Source organism: Lacticaseibacillus jixianensis (assembly GCF_003946485.1).
GTDB lineage: Bacteria > Bacillota > Bacilli > Lactobacillales > Lactobacillaceae > Lacticaseibacillus > Lacticaseibacillus jixianensis.
The window spans coordinates 21,910-45,193 of record NZ_RHOJ01000002.1 but is presented as its reverse complement, the minus strand read 5'-3'; the positions used below and the strand labels follow the sequence as shown (position 1 = coordinate 45,193).

Below are 23,284 nucleotides of genomic sequence, written 5' to 3'. Positions count from 1 at the left end.
ACAGGAGGCAAGATTGATGAAATTGATCGATAATACCACGACCCCGCTGAATGTGCTTGATTCCATTGGGGTAGAAGACAAGGGCCCGGTCATCGGGTACGTTCATTCACTAGAAAGTTTTGGTTCGGTCGACGGCCCTGGCATTCGTTTCGTCGCCTTCCTGCAGGGGTGCCGGATGCGGTGCCAGTACTGCCACAATCCTGACACCTGGAACATCGGGGTCGGCACGGAAATGACCGCCGACGAGCTGCTCGACAACGCCGAGCGCTACCGGGCGTTTTGGGGCGAGACCGGCGGCTTGACCTGCTCGGGCGGGGAGTCTTTGGTGCAGATCGATTTTCTGCTTGACCTGTTCACCAAGGCCAAGGCACGCGGCATCTCCACGTGCCTGGATACGTCGGGTGGACCGTTCACCCGCGACGAGCCGTGGTTTTCGAAGTTCAAGCAGCTGATGGCCGTGACCGACATTTCGCTAGTCGACATCAAGCACATCAACTCGGCTGAGCACAAGAAGCTCACGGGGATCGGCAACGAGAACATCCTCGACATGATCCAATGGATGTCGCAGAATGGCTGCGACATGTGGATCCGCCACGTGCTGGTGCCGCAGCGCACGGACTACGACGTCTACCTTAAGCAGCTCGGGGACTACATCAAGACCTTAGACCACGTGCAGAAGGTCGAGGTGCTGCCGTACCACACGCTGGGCGTGAAGAAGTACCACGAACTCGGCATTACCTACCCGCTGGAAGGCATCGAGCCGCCAACGGCCGCCCGGGTCAAGAACGCGGAACAACTTTTGCACACGGCGGATTACCTCGGGTGGAAGACCTGGAAGCCGGCACAGTAGAATATTTGATGATTGTTATGATAAGAAAGAGGACGTTTTAGTTGCTCTTTCTTTTTTTGTACCTTATTATTGAGTAAGTGAATTATTAATTGATCGAGATGCCGTTGATGTGGTACGTGGGCGTGGCCCGGACAAAGGAGCTATAGCATGAAGACGAAGCAAGAAAGCATTTTCTCATCGAAGACGTTGTCGTATTTTCTGCAACTCGCTGACACCATGAACTATACTCAGGCCGCGCAACTGTTGGGGATCACGCAGCCGGCCCTGACGCAGCAGATCAAGAAGCTGGAGCGCACGGTGGGGGCCCCGCTGTTTTACTCAGTCGGCAAGAAGCTGCACCTGTCCGACGCCGGGCGCACGATGCTGGAGGCCACGCATTCGATCTACGAAACGCTCAACCAGGCCACCGATGAGATCCAGCAGGCCAGCAATGCGAACTCTGGGGTCATCAAAATCGGCATGCTCGCGTCGATCGAGTCCTCCGCGTTTATCGGCTTTTCGGCGCAGTACTACAAGGAAAATCCCGACGTGCAGATCATCTTCCTGAACATGACGCGCCACGAGATCTGGGAACAGCTCGAAAACAACCAGATCGACCTGGCAATCATGTACCTGCCAGACGACACCATCAAGAATTGGAAGCCTTACGAAAGCCGGAAGATCGTCGATGAGCAGCTGCTCTTCTTGCACCACAACGAGAAGCTGGCCAAGCGCAAGCGGGTGCACTTCAGCGACACCATTGCGCAGCCGTGGGTGTCGTATCCCGAGTCGTACTTCCTGTCGTACTTCCTGCACGAGGCGTACAAGAACCAGATGGTCGACTACCCGCATATCGTGGCCCAGTTCACCACGCCGTTTCAGCTGCTGCAGTTCCTTAATCTGACCGGGGTCAACACCGCCTTGCCGAACTCGTTCTACCAGGCGCACCAAGACGAGATCGATGCCTACGCGGTGGCGTTTGAGCCGGCAGTGACCTTCGAATTGGCCTTCATCTTCCGCAAAGGGAAGGATACGATCCCGCGGGTGGAGCAGTTCCTGAACCGGTTCGACGCGTACTTGGAAGAGCAGGATTACCTGTCGCGAGTCGCCGAAAACCGTGTTAAACTGGTTTAGTACGCGTAAGCGCAATAATCGAAAAAAGGGAGTCAAATCATGACAACACTGATTTTTGGCCATCAGAACCCCGACACCGACGCCGTTACCTCCGCAATGAGTTTTGCCGAGTATCAAAAGCAGCTTGGCAACACCGACGTTGAGGCCGTCGCGCTTGGCGAAGTGAACGCTGAGACCGCGTTTGCACTGAACTACTTTAAACACGCAACGCCGCGGGTGATCAAGACCGCCGCCAACGAAACCGACACGGTCATGCTGGTCGACCACAACGAGTTCCAGCAGAGCGTCGCTGACATCAAGGATGTCACCATCGCCGCCGTTGTTGATCACCACCGCATTGCTAACTTCGAGACGGCTGCCCCGCTGTTCTACCGGGCAGAGCCGATCGGCAGCTGCAACTCGGTCATTTACGAGATGTTCCAGGAGAAGGGCTTCACGATCAGCCCGCAGCTGGCCGGCCTGATGGCAAGCGGCATGATCTCAGACACGCTGCTGCTGAAGAGCCCGACGACGACTGACGTTGAGCGTAAGGTCCTCCCAGAACTGGCGAAGATCGCCGGCATCGACCTGCAGGAATACGGACTGGCCATGCTGAAGGCGGGCACGAACCTGGCGGCCAAGTCAGACATGGACATTGTCGAAGGCGACGCCAAGAGCTTTGATATGGGCGGCTCCTCCGTCCGCATCGGCCAGGTCAATGTCGTTGACCTGAACGAAGTGTACGAGCGCCAGGCGGCCATTGAGGCGACCATGAAGAGCGAAGCCGAAAAGAACGGTTATGACTCCTTCCTGCTGATTGCCACCAACATCTTGGACTCTGACTCGACCGGGTTCTTCTACGGCAAGAACGAAGACAAGCTGGAAGCGGCCTTCAACCAGAAGTTCGACGCGGATCACCGCATTGCGCTGCCAGGCGTTGTTTCCCGCAAGAAGCAGGTCGTCCCACCGCTGCAAAAGGCCTTTGAGGCGTAATTTGACTGAGGCTCAGGCAGCTGCCGGGGCCTTTTTGTTTAAGGTGCGGAGGGGCGACGTCCTTAGCCCGACGGCTAGCCTAGCCCCGAGCATTGCCGCCGAATTTTGCGGCGAGGCTTGGGGCGTAGCTAGCCGCTCGGGCGTTGTCGACCCCGTAGCCCGATTAGGCAAAGGTGCGTAAGGCTGGTGCACTTAGCGGGATGGGCGGGGCATTTACCGAGCCGAAACCATTTCAGGAGGACAAATACAAATAATGGAAGAACAAACTCAGATCAACCTGATCAAACAATTCTCCGACGCGTACGGCGAGCCGGGCTTTGAACAAGACGTGGTGCGGCTGTACCGCGACCAGATGAAGCCTTACGCCGACGTCACCATTGACGGTATGTTCAACGCGCTGGCGGCGCGCAAGCAAAACACCGGCGATCGGCCCGTGGTGCAAATGGATGCCCACGCCGATGAAGTGGGCTTCATGGTCCAAGCCATTCGCCCCAGCGGCTTGATTAAGTTCGTCACGCTTGGCGGCTGGGTGCCGACTAATGTCCCGGCGATGCGCGTGGTCGTTCGCAACAAGCGCGGCGAGTATGTGCCCGGTGTTGTTGCGACCAAACCGCCGCACTTCATGACGGCTGCAGAGCGCAATGCCGTGCCAACCATTGCTGGCATGTCGATCGATGTCGGCAGCACCTCACGCGAGGAAACGCTTGAGGACTACGCCATCGACACGGGCTGCCCGATTTTCCCGGACGTTAAGTGCGACTACGACGCCAAACACGGAATGTTTTTCGGCAAGGCATTCGACGATCGCATAGGGGCCGCGGCACTGATCGACACGTTTGACAACCTCAAGGACGATGACCTAGCCGTGGATGTCGTGGCCGGGCTGTCAACGCAGGAGGAAGTGGGGCTCCGCGGCGCGTACGTCACGGCCCGCAAAGTGGATCCTGACATCGCCATTGTTTACGAAGGCGTGCCGGCCGACGACACCTTCGAGCCCGACTGGCTGTCGCAGACCCGCGTCAAAGCCGGGCCGATGCTGCGGGATCTGGATACGACCTACATTGCTAACCCGAATTTCCAGCAGTTTGCGGCTGACCTCGCCGATGAGCTGCACCTGCCATACACCCGGGCCGTGCGGACGGGTGGGGGCCAGAACGGGGCGGCGATCGGCTACTGGAAGGGTGTGCCGACCATCGTTGTCGGTATCCCAGTGCGCTACGAGCACACGGCCTTCACGTTCACCGCGCTGAGCGATTTCCAGGTTTCCAGCAAGCTGGGCACGGAAATTCTGCGCCGGCTGGACAAGGCAACTATCGAATCGTTTAATTCTGTTGATTAAAAGAGCTACTGCAACCGGGCATTCACGCCGGTTGCTTTTTTGTTATGGTAAAAAGTTAGCCACATCTAACTTTTAAACGGGCAATTATATGCTAGTTTCAATAAACGTTATGTTTAGTTTCAAAGGCCGTGTTATCATTGTGCCTGCGAATACTTCACGTCAGCAAGCCGGTTGATTCGCAGCAAACCGCGCTACGTAGAGATCATGCCTGTCAGCATGGCGGCACTGATCCTAAGGATAAAGCGCTGGTCGGCTGGTTAAGATCATTGATTCAGTGTGACGTGTTTTTGCGCTCAGGATACGTCAACGATAGATATCACGATCAGCATGGAATGTGGCGCATTTTCAGCCATGAAGACGCACAGTCGACCGCCTAGATCCTCAGAATCAAGATGCCAGCATGAGTCAAACGCCAGCTATTTGAGAAAGACTTGATCAGCTGGTGGCATGATGGTTCCAGGCACCGAGTTGGCGTTGACGACAGTTCAGCACTGCATGCTCAAGAAGATGGCAAGTTAACCAGCACATGATCGCATGCTGATGTGGTGTGCGAATGAAAGGTCAATCAAGTTGAACGGCATTCGCCGACGAGGTTGTCGAACTGAGTGACGGCTAGATTGTCGTTGATTATGTGATTCCGGCTCCCAGACACTACTTCGTATAATATATATTATGTGAACTAGAATATAGCAGGCGGATACCTCGTAAAAGTTTAACAACTTAACTAGATTCTAAGCGGTCTCCCCTCGTATTTATTCAGCTAACTTGTATTGCGATTTCATCTCGGTATATCTTCGAACATGACTCTTGAATCGTGGGCCTCACGTTTTAAACGTCACTATCCCACATAATGACGTTTGGAACGTGAATATAACCAGCGAACGGAGCCACGATGAGCGGAAGATTGGTCCGATGCAAGTGCAGCCTATGCCAAAAAAGCCATCAATCGAATGATTGGTGGTTTCGTTTAATATTAGGACTGATGGCGATTTCATAATGATCCGGCCCAGCCTGTGAAAGTCAGCTGACCGCTAGTGCCGACTGATGACCACGGGCGTCCCTTCAGGAATCTTGTCGTAGATCCACTTGGCGTCGGGAATGCTCAACTGCACGCAGCCGTGCGAGCCCGCGCGAAGGCCGAGGTCGTTTGCCTCCTTGAGGTCGTAGTGGCCCTGGGCATCAAATGGCACCGTGTGAAAAAGGATCCGGTTTTGGTAGATCGAGGTCCAGTAGTTGGCCCCTAGGCGCACCGCCGGACTGGGGTTGAAGAAATGCAGTCCGCGCTGGCCAATCCGAAAGTGGCCTGCTGGCGTTCGGCCGGCCACCCCCGTTGAAGCGTACATCGTGTAAAGGCGTTTGCCATTGCCGCGGATGTAGACCCGCTGACGGTCCAGTCGCACTGTCATTGACAGGTCTTTTACACCCGTGAGCACTGGGTAAGCAGCGGTTTCCGACGGCTTGTGCCAGTCGATCGGCGTGCGCATCAGCCGCGCTGGCCTCGCCTTGCTTGCGTAGCCAGCGCGCTTAGCCAAGTGCGGCCGCTTTGCCTGCTGCCGCGTCTGGGCTTGCACGGCCGGCCGTGCCGGCTGGCCTGGTTGACCCAGTGCCAAGCCAGTCACGGCTAGGCCAATGACGATCAGGACGCCCCAGGCCCACCACCTGCGCGGCGAGCGCTTTGCGGGCGGCGTCTGGCTGGGTTGGTTTGGCTGCTGCGATTCCATCTCGGGTTCCTTCTCTCAATCAATTGTGTGTTATTCATTACTTCTGCCGGCTCCAGCAGACTCCCCGCCCGCTTACAAATAAAAAAGGCGCTCAAGTCCGGCGCCTGGGTGGAACGGTTAGCTGATGATCACGGGAGTGCCTGCTGGGATCGTCTGGTTGACCCACTTGGCGTCCGGCACGCTCAGCCGCACGCAGCCGTGGGAGCCGGGCTCCTTGCCCAGCTTGGCCGCCTCTGCCGGGATGTAGTTGCCGTTGATGTCAGTGGGGACAGAGTGAAACAGGTAGCTCGAACCGGAAAATGCCGTCCAGTAGTTCGCCCCCATTTTCTCCGATGGCGTGTAGAAATGATCCCCGCGCCCGCCGATTTGGAAGTGCCCCTTTGGCGTGAGGCCGTGGATCCCACTTGAGGCGTACATGGTGTAACTGGTTTTGCCGTTGATCAGCACGTAGACGCGCTGCTTTGCCAAACTGACCTGAAGCGTCACGTGGTCGGTGGTCGTTAGCTTGGGGTAAGCGACCGTCTCAGAGGGCTGCTGCCAGTCGATCGGCGTGCGCATAACTGACGGCGCCTGGTGCGCTTTCGGCTTGTCAGTGCGCTGCTGCTTCGCCTTGGCCGCTGATTTGGCCGCTGCATGAGCCGGCTTTGCTAGCTGGCTTGACCGCGGCGTGGACGCGGCGGTGTGAAAGCTGGCGGCCACGCGGACGCTAACGCCAACGACAATGATCACGGCCACTAAGGCCCAGAACCAGGGCCGGTACCTTTTCTTTAAACGAGGGAAACGAAACTGACGCATGCGCGTCCTCCTTAATGATGCACGATATTTCGGTTACTTATTGTACCATACAATCGGAGTATTCGATACGACGGAAATAGGTCATCCTTGAAGGTTTAAGTAAAAAACGGCTCGGTGATGGTCAGCGTCCCGGCGTCGCAGTCCAGCGCAGCTTTCGCCCCGTACGGCAGCGCTGTGCGCGGATAAGCGTGGCCAAAGTTGACGTTGAACAATAATGGCAGCGCATCAGGCGCCGTCACCTCCTGCAGAATCTGCTTGTATTCCGCGTAGTACCGCTCATTTTGCGGTTTGCCGGCAACGACCGCGACCACCTGATCGAACACGCCAAACGCCTGCAAGTGCTGCAGCATCTGCCGGTAGCTCGCAGGCGCCGGGCGCTCCTCGCTGGTCTCAATAAACAGAATTTTGCCGGCCCACTCGGTCGGCGACGGCATAATCCCGAAGCGCTGGCTGATCTCCGTTTCTTGCGGCAAGTGATCAACGAGCAGATCATCCAGGCTTTCCAGACAGCCGCCCAGCAGGGGGCCACTGATGACCCCCTGCCCGCGCAGGACTTCAAAGCCGTGCGTCTCGGGATGGCGCACCCGCGGCGTGCCCAACGCGGCCGGCGAAAAGTCCGTGCGCTCCTCGTACCAGACCGGACTAGAGCAGATCTGCGTGCGCGCCGCAGTGTCAAAGTAATGCGCAAAGGTCGCCTGCGTGTACGGCAGCATACTTTGATCAAGCTCCGCTAAGTCGTTCAGGAAATTGGGCCCGTAGAAGGTCTGCAGCCCGAGCCGGTAGAGCATCAGATGGTCGATCGTCGTGTCGGAAAACCCGGTGACCAGTTTCGGCTGGTCTTGAATCGCTTTGACCACGTCAGGGTCAGTCATCAGATAAGGCGCCAGCCGAAACGTGTCGTCCCCGCCGATCGCGCAGATGATGCCGGAGATCTCAGGGTCCAGCAGCGCCGCCTTCAGGTCGGCAGCGCGGGCTTCGGGATGGGCCAAAAGCGCCGCGCTCCCGGCAAGCGCGTTCGGCATGATCTTCGGGGTGAGCCCAAACACGGCGAGCCGCGCTAGGCCCAGTTTAAGCTGGTGGGCCGCAACCGGCTCACCAAGTGTACCGGCGGAGAGGCTGACGATGGCCACGTGGTCCCCTTTTGTGAGTGGCCGCGGCTTGAGCCGGCCGGCGGCATTGCGGTGTGGTCTCATCATGCGTTGCTCCTTTGGGGAAGTTAAAAGAGGATGGCGTAGGCCGCCTGCTCCTGGGCGTCCGGCTGGTCCGGGAAGGTCATGTAGACCTGAAGGCCGCCTTCGTCAACGTCGGCGAAGTCCCCTTCCAGAACCTGGTAGCGGCTTGCCAGGGCGGGCAGCGTGTACGCCAGCAGCCCGTCTAACAGCCCGTGGTCTTGCCCCCACGCGCCGCCAAACGCCAAGCGATTGCCGCGCAGGTAAGTCAGGCAGTACGCGACGACGTTGTTGCCCTGGGCCAGGGCCAGCGGGGCAGTTGGCTCAAGGTCGGTCAAGATCCGCGGCGCCCATTCGGTGTCGGTGAACGGCTTGACCGGATCGACGTCGTGGCGCTTCTGGTAGGCCAGGTAGGCGGTTTGGATCAGCGTGGTGCTGAGGGTGTCTGACTTCAGCAGATCGCTTTGGGTCAAAAGCCGGGTCCCAGGCGCCAGGGTCACCGGGGCGGTGCGGGCATCACGAAGCTGCAAGTGCGGCTTGAACGTGGTGCGGATCCGGCGCAGCCCGCGCGACACCATGGCTGACCGCAGTGGCGACTGGGTGTCGGTGGTCACCGTCAGCATCCCCCGCTGGCCCGCATTTTTGGCGCGATCGACCACCGGGGTGAGCAGCGCGTCGGCGAGCTGTGCTGGCGGCAGCGAATCCGCCGCCGCGGCCGCGATCGTCATGAAGCGCAGCAGGTACGGGTGCAGCGGATTGCGCCAGGTCGTCAGTGCCGCGACCGGCTTGCCGCCGCAGGAAACCAGCGTTGCGCCCTCTCGGTGAGCGGTGAACGCCGCTCGGTCCTCCGGCGTGGTCAGCCAGTTCACGCGTGATCCCTGATAAGGAGAATACTCAAAGTCCATGAATTTGCCTCACTTTTGCTGAAAAATCCCTGCTTGATGCGCGGCGTCACTGATGGGCGGCGATGACCTGATCGAGGACCTGGACCACGCCGTATGCCTCGTTGCTGCCGGTGCGATAGGTGGCGTACTGCTCCATGCCCGGGGCGAAGTTCTGGACGAGGTAGCTGTACTTGACCGTTTGCAGCATCTCCGCGTCGTTGAAATTGTCGCCAAAGGCCATCATCTGGTCGGACGTGATGCCCATCTGCTGGCCGATGGCGCGCATCCCGTTGCCCTTGTCGATGCCGGGCATCATAATGTCGATCCAAACTGGGCCGGACACGGCGACCGAGAACTGCTGGCCAAAGCGCGGCTGGATCACGTCCTCAAACACGGCGCGGGCGTCGCCGCCTGGCAGGTAGATGGTCACCTTATCGGCCTCGCCGGTCCAAGCGGTCAGATCCTCCAGGTAATCAAGTTGGTGGTAGAATTCCCGGTACACCGCGTCGTACTTGCGGTCCGTGGCCTGCCCGACCGCGCTGGTCAGCCCGCAGATCAAGGGCAGCCCGTCGGTTTCGTCGCGGATGACGCGCACCATTTCCTGCACCGTTGCCACTGGCATCAGCGTTTTGGCGATGATCTTGCCGCGATAGCTGATCACCCCGCCGTTATCGGCGATCAGCGCCAGCTGCTGGTAGTGCTGCGGGAACAGGTCCTGGAGGGTGTACAGCGGGCGGCCGCTGGCGATGCCGAACTGGATCCCAAGCTCCGCCAGCGCGTCAAGCCGCTCTTCAAAGCGCGGCGGCAGCGTGCTGGCCTCGGTGAGCAGCGTGTGGTCCATGTCGGTGGCGATCAGTTTGACGTCTTTTAAACTCATTGGTGTGCTCCTTTGATGAATGCCTCGTAGTAGCTGATTGCCCCTACGCTCTGGGCGGAGGCGATGCGCCCGTCCTTCACGGCGGCGACGACCTCAGCCAGGGGCACCAGCTGGCTGGTGACGAACTCGTCCTGGTCGAAGTGGGTTGCGGTGCGCTTCGCCGGATCGATGCGGGCCAGCATCAAGTGCACCAGCTCGTCGGTCATGCCTTCACTGGAGCGAATCGCACACATTTCCTGCAGCGCCAGGGCGGCGTAGCCCGTTTCCTCCTCCAGCTCGCGGCGCGCGGCCTGCACGGGGTCCTCACCGGGGTTCATGAGCCCGGCCGGCAGCGCGAAAGATTCGGCGTTGATGCCCACGCGGTATTCGCGGTTGATCAGCACCTGATCGGTCGGGGTCAGCGCCAGCATGGCGACGGCCGGGGCGTGCTTGATCAAGTCGCGCTCGACCGTGAGCCCGTCCGGTGTGGCAATGGTCTGCTGAATAACGTCAAAGATGTACCCATGATAAGCCTTGGTGGCCGCCAGGATCCGGCCCTTTTGCGGTGATGGTTGAATAAACATAATTGCCTCGCTTAGTGAACTGAATTTAACGCAAGCGTTAGTCTACTTACCATGATACCAAAAAACCAGCCGAATTAACGACTGGCTCGGGATTACTTCGCGCTGCGGGCACGGTTCTGGATCCAGGCCACCGCGATGGCCTTCTCGCCCAGGTGAGTGCCGATGACCGGCCCAAAGTAGGACTGGGCAAAAGCCACCTGCAGGAATTTTGCCTCCAGGTCGGCTTGCCACGCCGCGGCCGCTTCGGGGTCGTTGGCGTGGATGACCCAGGCCTTGACCGGGTAGTCGACTTTTGCCAGCTCAGCGGCGAACAGTTCCTCGACGCGCGAGTAGGCCTTTTTGAGTGAACGCACCTTCTCAAAGGCGACGATCTTGTGCGAATCGTCGTCGAAGGTCAACAGCGGCTTGATCTTCAGCATGCCGCCGATGAACCCGGCCGCGTTGCTCAGGCGCCCGCCGCGCACCAGGTTCTGGAGGTCGTTGACGATGAAGTACTCGCCCATCGTGGCCCGCAGCTGGTCAAGCGTTGCCATGATCTCGTCCGGGGTGGCCCCGGCCGCCGCCATTTGTGCCGCGGTCAGGACCAGCTCGCCCATCAGGATCACCGTGATCTGGGAATCGTACACGATGACGTGGGCCGGCTTGAAGTCGGCGACGGCCGCGCGCAGCGTCTCCACGAACCCGGAGATCGTGCTGGCCAGGTGGATGGAGATGATGGTGTCGTAGCCTTCGTTGGCCAGGTTTTCGTATAGCTTCAGCACCTCGCCCAACGGCGGCTGAGATGTGCTGGGGAACGTCTTAGCGGTTCGCAATTTTGCGTAGTACTCGGCAGTGGTGATGTCCTTGCCTTCGTCGTACACGGTGCCGTCCAGGATAACGGGGATCGGCACGATCTTGATGTGATTGGCCGCGATCTGCTGATCGGATAAGTATGCGGTGCTGTCGGTCACGACGGCGATCTTCATTTGCTACACCCACTTTTCTGAATTTGCTTAGAACAGCATAACATTTTATGTCTTATTTTAGAAGAATAACGCGCGGTGGCGCTTTGCGTCGGGCCTAGAAAACCGGTAGAATAAAGGACAGCAATTGGCGGCCCCGAGCGGGCAGAAAAGAGGTTTGCGATGTCATTTGACGGCTTATTCACGCATGCCATGGCGAAAGAACTGCAGCCGTTGGTGGGCGGCCGCGTCAATAAAATCACCCAACCATACAATAACGAGGTCATCTTGACCATTCGGGCGAACCGGAAGAATTGGCCACTGCTGCTGTCGGCCAATCCCCAGTTCGCCCGGGTGCAGATCACCCAGATCCCCTACGAAAATCCCAAGGTCCCCACGAACTTCACGATGACGCTGCGCAAGTACCTCGCCAGCGCCACCTTGCAGGCCCTGACCCAGGTGAAAAACGACCGGGTCCTCCACCTGGACTTTTCGACCCGGGACGAATTAGGCGACGATCTGAGCCTGCGCCTGGTGGTCGAGATCATGGCCCGGCACTCGAACCTCACCCTGGTCAACCTGAAAACAGGCAAGATCATTGACCTGATCCGCCACGTGGGGCCGGACCAGGACCGGTTTCGCACCCTCCTGCCCGGCGCAACCTACGTGCCGGCACCCGCGCAGGACAAGGTGGACCCGTTCACGGATGACACCCGCGGCTACCGCGAGCTGATGAAGACCCCGGACGTGCCGCTCGCCCAGCTGCTCCAGCGCCACTATCAGGGCCTGGCCGGCGATTCGGCCAAGGAACTGGCGGCCAGGCTAGCGGCCAGTGATCCTGACGAAGCCTGGGATGACTTCTTCGCCCAGCTCGACCACCCGCGGCCCACCATCACGACGGGGGCCAAGGTGAGCTTCTCCGCCCTGCCCTACCAGACGCACGAGGGCCAGGCGCAAACGTTTGGCTCGCTCAGTGAAATGCTGGACGCCTTTTACGCGCAAAAGGCCGAGCACGACCGGGTCCGCACGCAGGGCGACAACCTGATTCGGCCGCTGAAGACGCTGATCGAGCGCGACGAGAAGAAGCAAAAGAAGCTGCAGCAGACCCTCAAGGACACCGAGCAAGCCGACGAGTACCGGATCCGCGGCGAGATCCTCACCACCTACCTGGCCCAGGTCAAGCGCGGCGATACCAGCGTTACCCTGCCTAATTTTTACGACGCCATGAAGCCGCTGAAGATCAGCCTGTCCAACCAGCTGTCGCCGTCGAAAAACGCCCAGAAGTACTTTTCGCGTTACCAAAAGCTCCGCAACGCCGTGGCCTACGTCAACGAGCAGATGGCCCAGAACCAGAGTGAACTCGACTACCTGACCGGCATCATGACGCAGATCGAGATCGCCAGCCCCAAGGACCTGGCCGACATCCGCACGGAGCTGCAGGAAGGCGGCTACCTCAAGGCCCACAAGCAAGGCAAGAAGGCCCCTAAGCACAAGATTGCCCAGCCGGAGCAGTTCTACGCCTCTGATGGCACGAAGATCTGGGTCGGCAAAAATAACCTGCAAAACGACCAGCTCACCCTGCACAAGGCCGCCAAAACCGATATCTGGCTGCACGCCAAGGACGTCCCTGGCTCGCACGTGATCATCGATGCGGCGCGGCCCAGCGAGAAGACGCTGCTGGAGGCGGCGATGCTTGCGGCCTACTTCTCCAAGAGCCGCGCCTCGGCGAACGTCCAGGTCGATTGGATCGAGGTCAAGAAGATCCGCAAGCCGAACGGCGCAAAGCCGGGGTTTGTGGTGTACGAGGGCCAGCGCACGGTGGTCGTGACGCCGGATGAGGCAGTCGTCGAGCGGCTGCGCCATCAGCCCACAATCTAGCGGGCTCCCACTCAAAAGCGGCACCCCAGAGTAATTCTGGGGTGCCGCTTTTTTGCGTCTGCGGTAGTGCCAACCCGCACTGCTGCGGGCCGCTTGATCCGTCAGGCGAGCGTTTTGAGCTTGCCGCGAAAGTCGTCAATGCTGGAATAGCCCTTCAGCAGCATGATGTCGCCCAGCTCCTTGGCGATCCGTTCGAACACGGCCACGCCTTCGTAGCCGAACTGGGTGCCGATCTGCAGCATCGACGCGCCGCACAAAATATGTTCAAAGGCGTCTTTGCCGCTCATGATGCCGCCCACGCCGATCACCGCAATGGCGGGGTTCAGCCGCTGCGAGAGGGCCCGTACGTTGGCCAGCGCGGTTGGCTTCACGCTGGCCCCGCCAATGCCGCCAAAGCCGCCCTTGGGCTTAATGACGACCGTTTCAGTTTCGACGTTGACGAGCAGGCCGTTGCCGACGCTGTTGATCGTGGTGACGAAGCTCAGCGGGAACTGGTTGAGCACGGCCGCGATCGCATCGAAGTGGGCCAGGTCAAAATACGGCGGCAGCTTGACGCCCAGCGGCTTCTGGTAGAAGTCAAAGACCGCTTCCAGCGTCTGCCTGGTCGCCTCGAAATCGTACCCGGTTTGCGGGTGGCCCGGCACATTGGGACACGACAGGTTCAGTTCCACGAACCCGGTGTAGGCCGAATCGTTGATCTGGTGCAGCATGGCGAGGTTATCGGCTAGGCTCGTGCCGGCCAGCGACAGGAAGTTGGTTTTGCCCGGGCGCTTTTGTTCATCGGCCAGCACGTAGTCGAGGTAATAGGCCAGCCCGTTGTTGGGCAGGCCCATGGAATTGAAGCTCCCGTTGGGGAACGTGGCCATGCGCGGCGCGGGATTGCCCGAACGCGGCGCGGGGGTCGCGCTTTTCGTGACGTAAGCGCCGGCGCTTGACTGCACCAGGGCGTCGAGATCGCGGCGCGACTGGCAGCGGATCCCCGCCGCGTTCATCAGGCAAGACGCAAAGTAGCGGCCGGCAATTTCGGTTGCAAGAGACAACATGCGATACGCTTCCTTTTCTCAGCTTGTGATCAGTGCAAATTAAGTCAAGCCTGCCAGTGCGCCGGGTCCTTGCGCCAGGCGTGCAGCATGGCCAGTTCGGCGGCGTCGATTTGGCCCTGCGCCTGCGCCGTCTGGATCAGCGTGGTGTAGTTAGTCAGCGTGGCGAACCGGGTCTTCGCCGCGGCAAAATTGGCCGTCAACGCCGGCAGTTGGTAGCTAAAAATTGCCGCCACCCCGATCACGGCGGCCCCTTCACGCCGCGCCGCCGCGGCCGCCTGAAGCACCGACCCGCCGGTGCTCAGCAGGTCGTCGATCAGCACCAGCTTAGCGCCTTTGGCGAGCTTGCCTTCGATCTGCCGCCCCTGGCCGTGGTCCTTGGGCTTGCTGCGGACGTAGACCAGAGGCAGGTTTAAGCGCTCGGCGACCAGCGCGGCGTGCGGGATGCCTGCCGTGGCGACGCCGCCGATCACCTGCACGTCCGGGTACTGCGCCTTGATCAACTGGGCCAGGCCGTCCGCGATGCGCGTGCGCACCGCCGGATACGAGATCGTGAGCCGGTTATCGGTGTAAATCGGGCTGTGAATGCCGCTGGCCCAGGTAAACGGATCCTTCGGCCGCAGCGTCACCGCCCCGATCGTCAGCAGGTCGGTGGCGATCGTTGTTTCAAGTTCAGTCATTTGCTTGCCTCCATTCTTGATCGATCTGCTGGTACACCGCCACCGGATCAGCGGCCTGGGTGATCGGCCGCCCCACCACGAGCGCCGAGCTGCCGAGCTGCGCGGCCTGCGCCGGCGTGGTGGTGCGGACTTGGTCGCCTTTTTCGCTGCCAGCTGGCCGAATGCCTGGCGTGACAATCAGAAAGTCCGGCCGGGTGATGGCGCGGATCAGTGGGGCCTCCTGCGCGCTGGCGACGACGCCGTCTGCCCCAGCGCTTTGGGCGACCGCCGCCAAGTGCTGCACCGAATCGGCAACGGGACCCGGGATCTGCAGCTCGGTGTGCATCATGGCGGCTGAAGTCGACGTCAGCTGCGTGATGGCGAGCAGCTTCGGGGCGGGAAAGCCGGCTGCGGCCGCGCCGGCGAGCAAACCGCGCTTGGCGGCCGCCAGCATCGCGCTGCCCCCCGCCGCGTGCGCCGTGGTCAGCTGAACCCCCATGCGGCCGATTTGATACGCCGCTCGCTCGACGGTGTGCGGAATGTCGTGGAGTTTTAAGTCGAGGAAGACCTTGACGCCGCCCTGAAGCATTACGTCCCCGACCGCGCGGGGGCCAACGCCGTAGAACAGCTCCATGCCGATTTTGACGGTCAGCGGCCGTACGCCTTTGAAGCGCTCAAGAAAGGCCGTCGTTTCCTCGATGGTGGGAAAATCCAGTGCAATGATTGGTGACATGCTTCCTCCTACAGTGGCTGGGTGGTGAAGGCGCGGGATTCGAGCACCTGCACGATGGCGCGCGCAGTGTCCAGGCTGGTCATCAGTGGCACCCCGTGCATGATCGCGGCCTGCCGGATCCGGTAGCCGTCGCTGGTCGTCGCCTTGTCCTGGCTGGTGGTGTTGATCACCAGCTGCAGCTTGCGTTCGGCGATGGCGTCCAAAATGGCGTCCTCACCGCTTTCGCCGAGCTTAGCGATCACCTTCGTCCGCACCCCGGCGGCCCGCAGTGCCTCTGCCGTGCCGGCGGTCGCATCGATCTGGTAGCCGACCTCGCGGAAGCGCTTGGCCAGCGCCACCGCTTCGGGCTTGTCCGGATCGGCCACAGTGAACAGTGCGATCCCGTGCGCCGGCAGGTGGGTGTGACTGGCTTCAAAGGCCTTGTACAACGCTTTTTCCAGCGTGCTGTCCGAGCCCATCACCTCACCGGTCGACTTCATTTCCGGCCCCAGCGTGCTGTCGACGTCGTTCAGCTTGGAGAAGCTGAAGACGGGGGCCTTGACGTGCACCCCTTTGCGCAGCGGCTGCAGGCCGCTTGCAAAGCCCAAGTCCTTGAGCTTGCGCCCGAGGATGGCCTGGGTGGCCAGCTGCGCCATGGCGATGTCGGTGACCTTGCTCAAAAATGGCACCGTGCGGCTGGCGCGCGGGTTGACCTCGATCACGTAGACCTGGCCGTCGTGCACGATGAACTGGATGTTCATGATGCCGACGCAGTGCAGGGCGTGCGCCAAAGCGATCGTGTAGCGCTCGATCTGCCCTTGGATCTGCTGGCTGAAGTCCTGCGGCGGGTAAACCGCCATTGAATCGCCGCTGTGCACGCCGGCGCGCTCGATGTGTTCCATGATGCCTGGGATCACGACGGTGTCCCCGTCGCAGATGGCATCCACTTCGCATTCCTTGCCCACGAGGTACTGGTCGATGAGCACGGGGTGGTCATTCGACACGGATACCGCCCGGTCGATGTAATCGGCCAGCTCCGCCGTCGAATGCACGATCTCCATCGCCCGGCCGCCGAGCACGTAGCTTGGCCGCACCAGGACCGGGTAGCCGATCCGCTCGCCGATCGCGATGGCGCCGGCCTTGTCGGTGGCGGTATCCCCCACCGGCTGAGGAATGGCCAGCTTGGTGATGATCTCGTCGAAGCGGTCGCGGTCCTCGGCGGCATCAAGGTCGTCCAGGCTGGTGCCGAGGATCTTGACGCCGTGCGCGGCCAGTGGCGCGGCCAGGTTGATCGCGGTCTGGCCACCGAACTGCACGATGACGCCCAGCGGCTGCTCCAGATCAATGACGTTCAGGACGTCTTCGATCGTCAGCGGCTCAAAGTAAAGCTTGTCGGAAATCGAGAAGTCGGTGGAGACGGTTTCCGGGTTCGAGTTCATGATGATGGCCTCGTAGCCCGCCTTTTGGATCGCCTTGACGGAGTGGACCGTGGCGTAGTCGAACTCGACACCCTGGCCGATGCGGATCGGGCCAGAGCCCAGCACGAGCACACTCTTGCGCCCGCTCTTGGTGCTTTCGGTTTCAGTTTCGTAGGTGCTGTAAAAGTACGGCGTGGTGGAGGCAAATTCGCCGGCGCAGGTGTCGACCATTTTGTAGACCGGGGTCAGGTGGTTTTCGCGGCGCAGATCACGCACCGCGTCCATGGTCTGGCCCCAGAGCGTGGCGACTTCCTGGTCGGCAAAGCCGTTTTGCTTGGCCAGCCGGAGCACGTCCAGGTCGCCGGGGTGCGCCTTGAGGTCATCCTCGATCTCGATGATGTGCTTGAGCTTGTCGAGGAAGAAGATGTTGATGTGGGACAGCTCGGCCAGCTCCTCAAGGGTGAAGCCGCGGCGCAGCGCTTCCGCCAGGTAAAACAGGCGCATGTCGGTCGGGGTGACGATGAGTGCCGTCAGCGCCTCGTCGGCCAGCTGCTTGGCCGCCGGCAGCGCAAGGTGGGTGGCCCCCACCTCAAGGCCGCGGACCGCCTTGAGCAGTGCTTCTTCAATGTTGCGGCCGATCGCCATGACCTCGCCGGTGGCTTTCATCTGGGTCCCCAGCGTCCGGTCGCCGTGCTCGAACTTGTCAAACGGGAAGCGCGGGATCTTGGCGACCACGTAATCCAGCATCGGCTCGAACTCGGCGTAGGTCGCATCCGTGATCGGGTTCTTGATCTCGTCGAGGTGCAGCCCCACCGCGATCTTGGCGGCCATTTTGGCAATCGGATAGCCCGTCGCCTTGGAGGCCAGCGCCGACGAGCGCGACACCCGCGGGTTGACCTCGATCACGTAGTACTTAAAGGAATTCGGGTCAAGCGCCAGCTGCACGTTGCAGCCGCCTTCGATCTTCAAGGCGCGGATGATCTTGAGCGAGGCGTCGCGCAGCATCTGCACTTCCTTGTCGGTCAGGGTCTGGACCGGCGCGAAGACCACCGAATCGCCGGTGTGCACGCCGACCGGGTCGAAGTTCTCCATGTTGCAGACGACGATCGCATTGTCGGCCGCGTCGCGCATCACCTCAAATTCAATCTCCTTGTACCCGGCGATCGAGCGCTCGACTAGCACCTGGGTCACCGGGCTGAGGTTCAGGCCGTTTTCGGTGATGGTGCGCAGCTCGGCTTCGGTCTTGGCGATCCCGCCGCCGGTGCCGCCCATGGTGAAGGCCGGCCGGATGATCACCGGATAGCCGATGGACTCGGCAAACTGCTTGGCTTCGGCGAAGTTGTGGGCAATCGCGGATTCTGGGATCGGCTGGTGCAGCTTTTGCATCAGGTTCTTGAATAGTTCGCGGTCCTCGGCTTGGTCGATGGCGCTGAGTTTGGTGCCCAGCAGCTCGATGTGCAGCTCGTCGAGGATGCCGGAATTCGCCAGGGCCATGGCCAGGTTGAGCCCGATCTGCCCGCCAATGGTTGGCAAGATGGCATCCGGCAGCTCCTTGCGCAGGATCTGGCTGACAAATTCGGTCGTTAGCGGCTCGATGTACACCTTGTCCGCGATCTCTTTGTCCGTCATGATCGTCGCCGGGTTGGAATTGACCAGTACGACCTCGTAGCCTTCTTCGCGCAGCGCGAGGCAGGCCTGGGTGCCCGAGTAGTCGAACTCGGCGGCCTGGCCGATGATGATGGGGCCGGACCCGATGACGAGAATTTTGTGAATATCAGTACGCTTAGGCATGACTCGCTCCTTTGTTGGCCGCGAAGGCGTCCATCATTTCCATGAATTCGTCGAACAGGTGATCCGCGTCGTGTGGACCAGGCGCGGCGTCCGGGTGGAACTGCACCGAAAAGGCCGGGTACAGCCGGTGGCGCAGTCCTTCGACGGTGTGATCGTTGATCTCCTCGTGCGTCACGATCAGCTGATCCGGGTCGATCGACTGCGGATCGACCGCGTAGCCGTGGTTCTGGCTGGTGAAGTCGATGCGGCCCGTGGCGATTTCGCGCACCGGGTGATTAAAGCCGCGGTGGCCGTACTTCATTTTGAAGGTGTCGGCGCCGTTCGCGAGGGCGAACAGCTGGTGGCCCAGGCAGATGCCGAACATCGGGATGTGCCCTTCCACCCCGCGGATCATGTCCAAAGCGCCCGGCACGTCCTTCGGGTCGCCGGGGCCGTTGGTCAGCATGACCCCGTCCGGATTCAGCTCGAGGATCTCGGCGGCGGTGATGGTCGGCGGCACGACGGTCACGTTGCACTCCCGCTTGGAGAGTTCACGCAGGATGCTGTGCTTGAGGCCGAAGTCCACCACGACGATGTCCTTGCCGGTGCCCGGCGCCGGGTACGCCTGCGTGGTCGCCACCTGGCTGACCTGATTCTTCGGCAGGACCAGCGCCCGCAGTTGATCAAAGGCGTGTTCATCAGCGGCGTCCACGATACTGGCCTTCATGGTCCCCGCCTCCCGCAGGCGCTTGGTCAGCGCGCGGGTGTCGATGCCGGCAATGCCGGGGATGTGCTTGCGCCGCAAAAATTCGTCCAGCGTCATTTGCGCCCGCCAGTTGCCCGTGACCCGGGCGGTCTCGTGGACCACCACCCCTTTGGCGGTCGGGTTGATGCTTTCATAGTCGTCGCGGTTGATGCCGGCGTTGCCGATCAGGGGGTACGTAAAGGTGATGATCTGACCGTTATAGCTTTGATCGGTGATGGTCTCCTGGTAGCCGCTCATGCCGGTGTTGAAGACAATCTCGCCGGTCGTGACGGTCTCGGCGCCGAAACCAACGCCTGGGAACACCGAGCCGTCCTCAAGGATCAAATAGCGTTTCACTTGCTTTCCTCCTTGTATGCGATCTGGCCGTCAGCCAGGGTGTACAGGACCTGGCCAAAGACCTCGCGGCCGATGAACGGACTGTTCTTCCCTTTGGACAGCCAGGTGCGCGGATCGATCTTGTACTGCTTGGCCAGGTCGACAATGGTGAGGTCAGCGGGCTGGCCGATGCCGATCCCGCCGGCAGGAAGGCCGAACGCCTTGGCGGGGTTCGTGCTCATCCATTCGATCAGCTGGTCCAAGGTGAAACGCCCGCTTTTAACCAGGCTGGTGTACAGCAGGGAAAAGGCCGTCTCGCTGCCGACGATGCCAAACGCGGCGGTGCGAAAGTCCCCGGCCTTATCGGCAGCCGTGTGCGGTGCGTGGTCCGTGGCAATCATGTCGATGGTGCCGTCCTCCAGCCCGGCGAGCAGCGCCATGCGGTCCATTTCCGCCCGCAGTGGTGGGTTCATTTTGTAGTTCGGGTCGTTGGCCGGAATGTGTTCGTAGTCCAGCAGCAGGTGGTGCGGTGTGACTTCGGCGGTCACGTTGACCCCGCGGGCCTTGGCGTCGCGGATCAGCTCAACGCTTTGCTTGGTGGAGACGTGGCAGGCGTGGTAGTGCACGCCGGTCGCCTCGGCCAGGGTCAGATCGCGCGCCAGCTGCGCGGATTCGCTGACGTGGTTAATGCCCGGCAGCCCGAACGCCTTAGCCTTGGTGCCGTTGCTGATCACCCCGCCAGCCATCAGCCCGTCGTCTTGAATGTGAGCGACGATCGGCGCGCCTGCTTTGGCCGCCCCTTGCATCGCGCGGTACATCGTCGCGGCGTCTTGAATGCCGACGCCGTCGTTGGAAAAGCCCAGCGCGCCGGCGTCCTTCAGGGCCTGGTAGTCATCCAGATCGTTGGAATCCAGCCCGCGGGTGATGGCGGCGAACTGTTCGACGTGGATCTTGGCTTCGCTGTGGTTCTTCTTGATCAGCTGGCGCAGGTCAATGACGTTGTCCGGCACCGGGTTCAGGTTGGGCATGGCGACCACCGTCGTGAAGCCGCCGTGCGCGGCCGCCGCGGCGCCCGTCTTGATCGTTTCCTTCTGCTCAAAGCCGGGTTCGCGAAAGTGCACGTGCACGTCGACTAGCCCGGGCAGGACGGCGTTGTTTTGGGCGTCGATGATCGTGGCGTCCGCCGGCGCAAACAGGTGGCGCCCCAGCGCGTTGACCTTGCCGTCTTCGATCAGGATGTCGCCGGTGAAGGACTGCGGCCCCATCACCTTCGCGTTTTTAATCAGTGTGTGCATGATTGCCTCCTTGCGCGCACACGGCCTCAAGCATGGCCATGCGCATGAATACCCCGTTGTGCATCTGCTTAAAGATCCGCGACCGGTCTGCCAGCACTAAGGCTGACGCGAGCTCGACGTCCCGGTTGACGGGGGCCGGGTGCATGATGATCGCGCCGGGCTTCATTCGGTCGTAGCGGGCCTGGTTGATGCCGAAGCGCTCATGGTAAGACGCCGCGGAGAACTCTTCCTTCTCCGCCGGCGTCAGGCGCTCCAGCTGGACCCGCAGCAGCATCAGCACGTCGACTTGGGGGATCAGGTCATCCAGCGGCACGTAGGCGCCGTATTGCTGGAAGTCCTTGGTGTACCAGGCTTTTGGCCCGGAGAAGCTGATCGTAGCGCCGAGCTGCGTGAGCATTGCCATGTCCGAGCGGGCCACGCGGGAATGCTGCAGGTCGCCGACGATGCCGACGTGCAGGCCCTTGAAGTGCCCAAACTCCTCGCGGATGGTCATCAGGTCCAGCATCATTTGGCTGGGGTGCTGCCCTGCCCCGTCCCCGGCGTTGACAATGTGCAGCGGCACCTTGGCTTCGATCAGCGGCTGGTAGTAGTCGTCCTGCGGGTGGCGGATCACCGCCACCTCAATGCCAATGGCGGCCAGCGCCCGCAGCGTGTCCTCCAGGCTTTCACCCTTGGTCACGGAGCTGTGGTTGGGGTCAAACGGGATCACGGTCATGCCAAGTTTCCGCTCGGCCATCTCAAAGCTGGTGTGGGTGCGGGTACTGTTTTCGAAGAACAGGTTGGCGGCGTAGTACGGTGTGGTAAGCCGCGGCGCTGCCCCCTGCTTGAACGCCTCAGCGCGGTCGATCAGGCTTTCGGCGATCGCCGGGGTGACTTGGGTTTCCGAAACAAAATGCTCAAAGTTTTGTGGCATCGACGGGTTCCTCCTCATTTGCGGCCTGCTGCGGCAGGATAAAGTTCAGCAAAATCCCCAGGACGGTCGCGATCGCGAGTCCGGAGAAAGTATAGCCGCCGATCTGCAGGCTGGCGTTCCCGATCCCGATCACCAGGATCGTCGCGCCGATCATCAAATTCCGCTTTTTGTTGAAATCGACTTTGTTGTCGATCAGGACCTTGAGCCCGTTGCTGGCAATGACCCCAAACAGCAGAAACGAGATGCCGCCGATGACCGGACTGGGAATGGTGCGGATCAACGCGCTCAGCTTGCCGATGAAGGCGAAGAGCACCGCGAACATCCCCGCACCGGCCAGCACGTAGACGCTGTGCACCTTGGTCATGGCCATGACCCCGATGTTCTCCCCGTAAGAGGTCACAGGCGGCCCGCCGACAAAGCCGGCGATGATCGACGCGGTGCCGTCTCCGGCCAGCGTGTGGTTCAACCCAGGATCCTTGAAGAAGTTGCGGTGCGTCATTTCGTCCAGCACCATGATGTGGCCCATGTGCTCCGTCATGGTAACAAAGGCGATCGGCGCCATTGACAGGACCGCGCCCCAGTAAAATTGCGGGTGGTAGGTGAGAAACGGCACCTGGAACGCCGGCAGCGAGAACCACTTGGCCTGCATGACCGGGGTAAAGTCGACGATCCCAAACAGCAAGGAGATTACGTAGCCGGTGATCAGGCCAAGCAGGATCGGCAGCAGGCTGATGAACTTTTTCAGGTACATGTTGTAAACGATGGTGAAGGCCAAGGTCAGCATCGCCACGGCGAAGTAGCGCAGGTCGTACACGCTCTTGGTGGCGGACACGGCGCGCATGGTTGCGTCCGTGGCGGCGGTCCCGGCCAAGCTGAGGCCGATCACCATGACAATGGGGCCAACCACGATTGGTGGCAGCGCCTTATCGATCCAGGCCGAGCCGGCAAAGTTCACGATCAAGGCGACGATCAGGTACACGCACCCCACCGCGACGGTCCCCTGTGCGATGCCCGGGTAGCCGGTGGTTTTCATCAGCGACTGCATCACCACGATGAAGGAAAAGCTTGAGCCCATGTAGGCGGGAATCTTGCCGCGGGTGATCAGGATGTAAATGAGCGTCCCGACGCCGCTGGAAAACAGGGCAATGCTGGGATCCAGGCCCACCAGGATCGGCACCAGCACGGTGGAGCCGAACATGGCGAACAAGTGCTGAATGGACAGCCCGACCCACTGGCCGAAGCCCGGTTTGTCATGAATGTCTAATACCGCATCATCATCATGAAATTCCTTCAT

At 60.8% G+C, this 23,284-nt stretch carries 20 protein-coding genes; 5 read left to right on the top strand and 15 right to left on the bottom strand.

Annotation, left to right across the window (positions count from 1 at the left end):
• Nucleotides 1-16: 16 nt before the first annotated feature.
• From pflA to EKM85_RS01285, 4 genes are all read left to right on the top strand, one after another.
• Complete coding sequence (gene pflA, locus EKM85_RS01300; protein ID WP_125584470.1) at nucleotides 17-850, top strand: pyruvate formate-lyase-activating protein; 834 nt, start codon at nucleotides 17-19, stop codon at nucleotides 848-850.
• A gap of 147 nt (nucleotides 851-997) precedes the next feature.
• On the top strand, nucleotides 998-1,963 hold the full coding sequence (locus tag EKM85_RS01295; RefSeq protein ID WP_125584469.1) for a LysR family transcriptional regulator: 966 nt from the start codon (nucleotides 998-1,000) through the stop codon (nucleotides 1,961-1,963).
• Nucleotides 1,964-2,002: 39 nt separating this feature from the next.
• Nucleotides 2,003-2,935, top strand: a complete 933-nt coding sequence (locus EKM85_RS01290) for a manganese-dependent inorganic pyrophosphatase (protein WP_125584468.1) — start codon at nucleotides 2,003-2,005, stop codon at nucleotides 2,933-2,935.
• A 253-nt stretch (nucleotides 2,936-3,188) separates the two neighbouring features.
• A complete protein-coding gene (locus EKM85_RS01285; RefSeq protein WP_125584467.1) occupies nucleotides 3,189-4,274 on the top strand; it encodes a M42 family metallopeptidase in 1,086 nt (361 codons plus the stop codon).
• A 1,031-nt stretch (nucleotides 4,275-5,305) separates the two neighbouring features.
• Here the strand turns inward: EKM85_RS01285 and EKM85_RS01280 are convergent.
• The 7 genes from EKM85_RS01280 to EKM85_RS01250 all read right to left on the bottom strand — a co-directional run bounded on the left by EKM85_RS01280 (nucleotide 5,306) and on the right by EKM85_RS01250 (nucleotide 11,248).
• Nucleotides 5,306-5,995 carry a L,D-transpeptidase gene (locus EKM85_RS01280; protein WP_125584466.1) on the bottom strand — a complete coding sequence of 230 codons (690 nt, stop codon included), beginning with the start codon at nucleotides 5,993-5,995 and terminating at the stop codon, nucleotides 5,306-5,308.
• A gap of 117 nt (nucleotides 5,996-6,112) precedes the next feature.
• The gene (locus EKM85_RS01275) at nucleotides 6,113-6,790 is read right to left on the bottom strand and encodes a L,D-transpeptidase (RefSeq protein WP_125584465.1); all 678 of its coding nucleotides are present in this window, start codon (nucleotides 6,788-6,790) and stop codon (nucleotides 6,113-6,115) included.
• Nucleotides 6,791-6,885: 95 nt separating this feature from the next.
• On the bottom strand, nucleotides 6,886-7,983 hold the full coding sequence (locus tag EKM85_RS01270) for a S66 family peptidase (protein ID WP_125584603.1): 1,098 nt from the start codon (nucleotides 7,981-7,983) through the stop codon (nucleotides 6,886-6,888).
• A gap of 23 nt (nucleotides 7,984-8,006) precedes the next feature.
• On the bottom strand, nucleotides 8,007-8,864 hold the full coding sequence (locus EKM85_RS01265) for a hypothetical protein (protein ID WP_125584464.1): 858 nt from the start codon (nucleotides 8,862-8,864) through the stop codon (nucleotides 8,007-8,009).
• A 46-nt stretch (nucleotides 8,865-8,910) separates the two neighbouring features.
• The gene (locus EKM85_RS01260) at nucleotides 8,911-9,720 is read right to left on the bottom strand and encodes an HAD family hydrolase (protein WP_125584463.1); all 810 of its coding nucleotides are present in this window, start codon (nucleotides 9,718-9,720) and stop codon (nucleotides 8,911-8,913) included.
• Nucleotides 9,717-10,283 carry an NUDIX hydrolase gene (locus EKM85_RS01255; protein WP_125584462.1) on the bottom strand — a complete coding sequence of 189 codons (567 nt, stop codon included), beginning with the start codon at nucleotides 10,281-10,283 and terminating at the stop codon, nucleotides 9,717-9,719. Before EKM85_RS01255 ends, EKM85_RS01260 begins: the two co-directional genes overlap by 4 nt.
• Before the next feature lie 92 nt (nucleotides 10,284-10,375).
• Nucleotides 10,376-11,248 (bottom strand): DegV family protein, encoded by an 873-nt coding sequence (locus EKM85_RS01250; protein WP_125584461.1) that lies wholly within the window; start codon nucleotides 11,246-11,248, stop codon nucleotides 10,376-10,378.
• Nucleotides 11,249-11,407: 159 nt separating this feature from the next.
• On the opposite strand from EKM85_RS01250, the gene EKM85_RS01245 reads away from it, so the two are divergent.
• Complete coding sequence (locus tag EKM85_RS01245) at nucleotides 11,408-13,102, top strand: Rqc2 family fibronectin-binding protein (protein ID WP_125584460.1); 1,695 nt, start codon at nucleotides 11,408-11,410, stop codon at nucleotides 13,100-13,102.
• A 101-nt stretch (nucleotides 13,103-13,203) separates the two neighbouring features.
• Here EKM85_RS01245 and EKM85_RS01240 read toward each other — a convergent pair whose 3' ends face one another.
• From EKM85_RS01240 to EKM85_RS01205, 8 genes are read right to left on the bottom strand one after another with little or no spacing between them, the layout of a single operon-like run.
• The gene (locus EKM85_RS01240; protein WP_125584459.1) at nucleotides 13,204-14,145 is read right to left on the bottom strand and encodes a dihydroorotate oxidase; all 942 of its coding nucleotides are present in this window, start codon (nucleotides 14,143-14,145) and stop codon (nucleotides 13,204-13,206) included.
• A 44-nt stretch (nucleotides 14,146-14,189) separates the two neighbouring features.
• Entirely contained in the window at nucleotides 14,190-14,822 is a 633-nt protein-coding gene (gene pyrE, locus EKM85_RS01235) for an orotate phosphoribosyltransferase (RefSeq protein WP_125584458.1), read from the bottom strand.
• Nucleotides 14,815-15,534 carry an orotidine-5'-phosphate decarboxylase gene (pyrF, locus tag EKM85_RS01230; protein ID WP_125584457.1) on the bottom strand — a complete coding sequence of 240 codons (720 nt, stop codon included), beginning with the start codon at nucleotides 15,532-15,534 and terminating at the stop codon, nucleotides 14,815-14,817. The genes pyrE and pyrF overlap by 8 nt, the downstream gene beginning before the upstream one ends.
• A gap of 8 nt (nucleotides 15,535-15,542) precedes the next feature.
• On the bottom strand, nucleotides 15,543-18,722 hold the full coding sequence (gene carB, locus EKM85_RS01225; protein WP_125584456.1) for a carbamoyl-phosphate synthase large subunit: 3,180 nt from the start codon (nucleotides 18,720-18,722) through the stop codon (nucleotides 15,543-15,545).
• Nucleotides 18,715-19,803 (bottom strand): carbamoyl phosphate synthase small subunit, encoded by a 1,089-nt coding sequence (locus EKM85_RS01220; RefSeq protein ID WP_125584455.1) that lies wholly within the window; start codon nucleotides 19,801-19,803, stop codon nucleotides 18,715-18,717. Before EKM85_RS01220 ends, carB begins: the two co-directional genes overlap by 8 nt.
• Nucleotides 19,800-21,077, bottom strand: coding sequence for a dihydroorotase (locus EKM85_RS01215; protein WP_125584454.1), 1,278 nt, complete (start codon nucleotides 21,075-21,077; stop codon nucleotides 19,800-19,802). Before EKM85_RS01215 ends, EKM85_RS01220 begins: the two co-directional genes overlap by 4 nt.
• Complete coding sequence (locus tag EKM85_RS01210) at nucleotides 21,061-21,990, bottom strand: aspartate carbamoyltransferase catalytic subunit (RefSeq protein WP_125584453.1); 930 nt, start codon at nucleotides 21,988-21,990, stop codon at nucleotides 21,061-21,063. Before EKM85_RS01210 ends, EKM85_RS01215 begins: the two co-directional genes overlap by 17 nt.
• Nucleotides 21,974-23,284 (bottom strand): uracil-xanthine permease family protein, encoded by a 1,311-nt coding sequence (locus EKM85_RS01205; RefSeq protein ID WP_125584452.1) that lies wholly within the window; start codon nucleotides 23,282-23,284, stop codon nucleotides 21,974-21,976. The genes EKM85_RS01210 and EKM85_RS01205 overlap by 17 nt, the downstream gene beginning before the upstream one ends.

Coding starts and splice junctions, on each gene's coding strand:
- pflA (WP_125584470.1), top strand. CDS start 17: ATGAAATTGATCGATAATACCACGACCCCGCTGAATGTGCTTGATTCC.
- EKM85_RS01295 (WP_125584469.1), top strand. CDS start 998: ATGAAGACGAAGCAAGAAAGCATTTTCTCATCGAAGACGTTGTCGTAT.
- EKM85_RS01290 (WP_125584468.1), top strand. CDS start 2,003: ATGACAACACTGATTTTTGGCCATCAGAACCCCGACACCGACGCCGTT.
- EKM85_RS01285 (WP_125584467.1), top strand. CDS start 3,189: ATGGAAGAACAAACTCAGATCAACCTGATCAAACAATTCTCCGACGCG.
- EKM85_RS01280 (WP_125584466.1), bottom strand. CDS start 5,995: ATGGAATCGCAGCAGCCAAACCAACCCAGCCAGACGCCGCCCGCAAAG.
- EKM85_RS01275 (WP_125584465.1), bottom strand. CDS start 6,790: ATGCGTCAGTTTCGTTTCCCTCGTTTAAAGAAAAGGTACCGGCCCTGG.
- EKM85_RS01270 (WP_125584603.1), bottom strand. CDS start 7,983: ATGAGACCACACCGCAATGCCGCCGGCCGGCTCAAGCCGCGGCCACTC.
- EKM85_RS01265 (WP_125584464.1), bottom strand. CDS start 8,864: ATGGACTTTGAGTATTCTCCTTATCAGGGATCACGCGTGAACTGGCTG.
- EKM85_RS01260 (WP_125584463.1), bottom strand. CDS start 9,720: ATGAGTTTAAAAGACGTCAAACTGATCGCCACCGACATGGACCACACG.
- EKM85_RS01255 (WP_125584462.1), bottom strand. CDS start 10,283: ATGTTTATTCAACCATCACCGCAAAAGGGCCGGATCCTGGCGGCCACC.
- EKM85_RS01250 (WP_125584461.1), bottom strand. CDS start 11,248: ATGAAGATCGCCGTCGTGACCGACAGCACCGCATACTTATCCGATCAG.
- EKM85_RS01245 (WP_125584460.1), top strand. CDS start 11,408: ATGTCATTTGACGGCTTATTCACGCATGCCATGGCGAAAGAACTGCAG.
- EKM85_RS01240 (WP_125584459.1), bottom strand. CDS start 14,145: ATGTTGTCTCTTGCAACCGAAATTGCCGGCCGCTACTTTGCGTCTTGC.
- pyrE (WP_125584458.1), bottom strand. CDS start 14,822: ATGACTGAACTTGAAACAACGATCGCCACCGACCTGCTGACGATCGGG.
- pyrF (WP_125584457.1), bottom strand. CDS start 15,534: ATGTCACCAATCATTGCACTGGATTTTCCCACCATCGAGGAAACGACG.
- carB (WP_125584456.1), bottom strand. CDS start 18,722: ATGCCTAAGCGTACTGATATTCACAAAATTCTCGTCATCGGGTCCGGC.
- EKM85_RS01215 (WP_125584454.1), bottom strand. CDS start 21,077: ATGCACACACTGATTAAAAACGCGAAGGTGATGGGGCCGCAGTCCTTC.
- EKM85_RS01210 (WP_125584453.1), bottom strand. CDS start 21,990: ATGCCACAAAACTTTGAGCATTTTGTTTCGGAAACCCAAGTCACCCCG.
- EKM85_RS01205 (WP_125584452.1), bottom strand. CDS start 23,284: ATGAAGGAATTTCATGATGATGATGCGGTATTAGACATTCATGACAAA.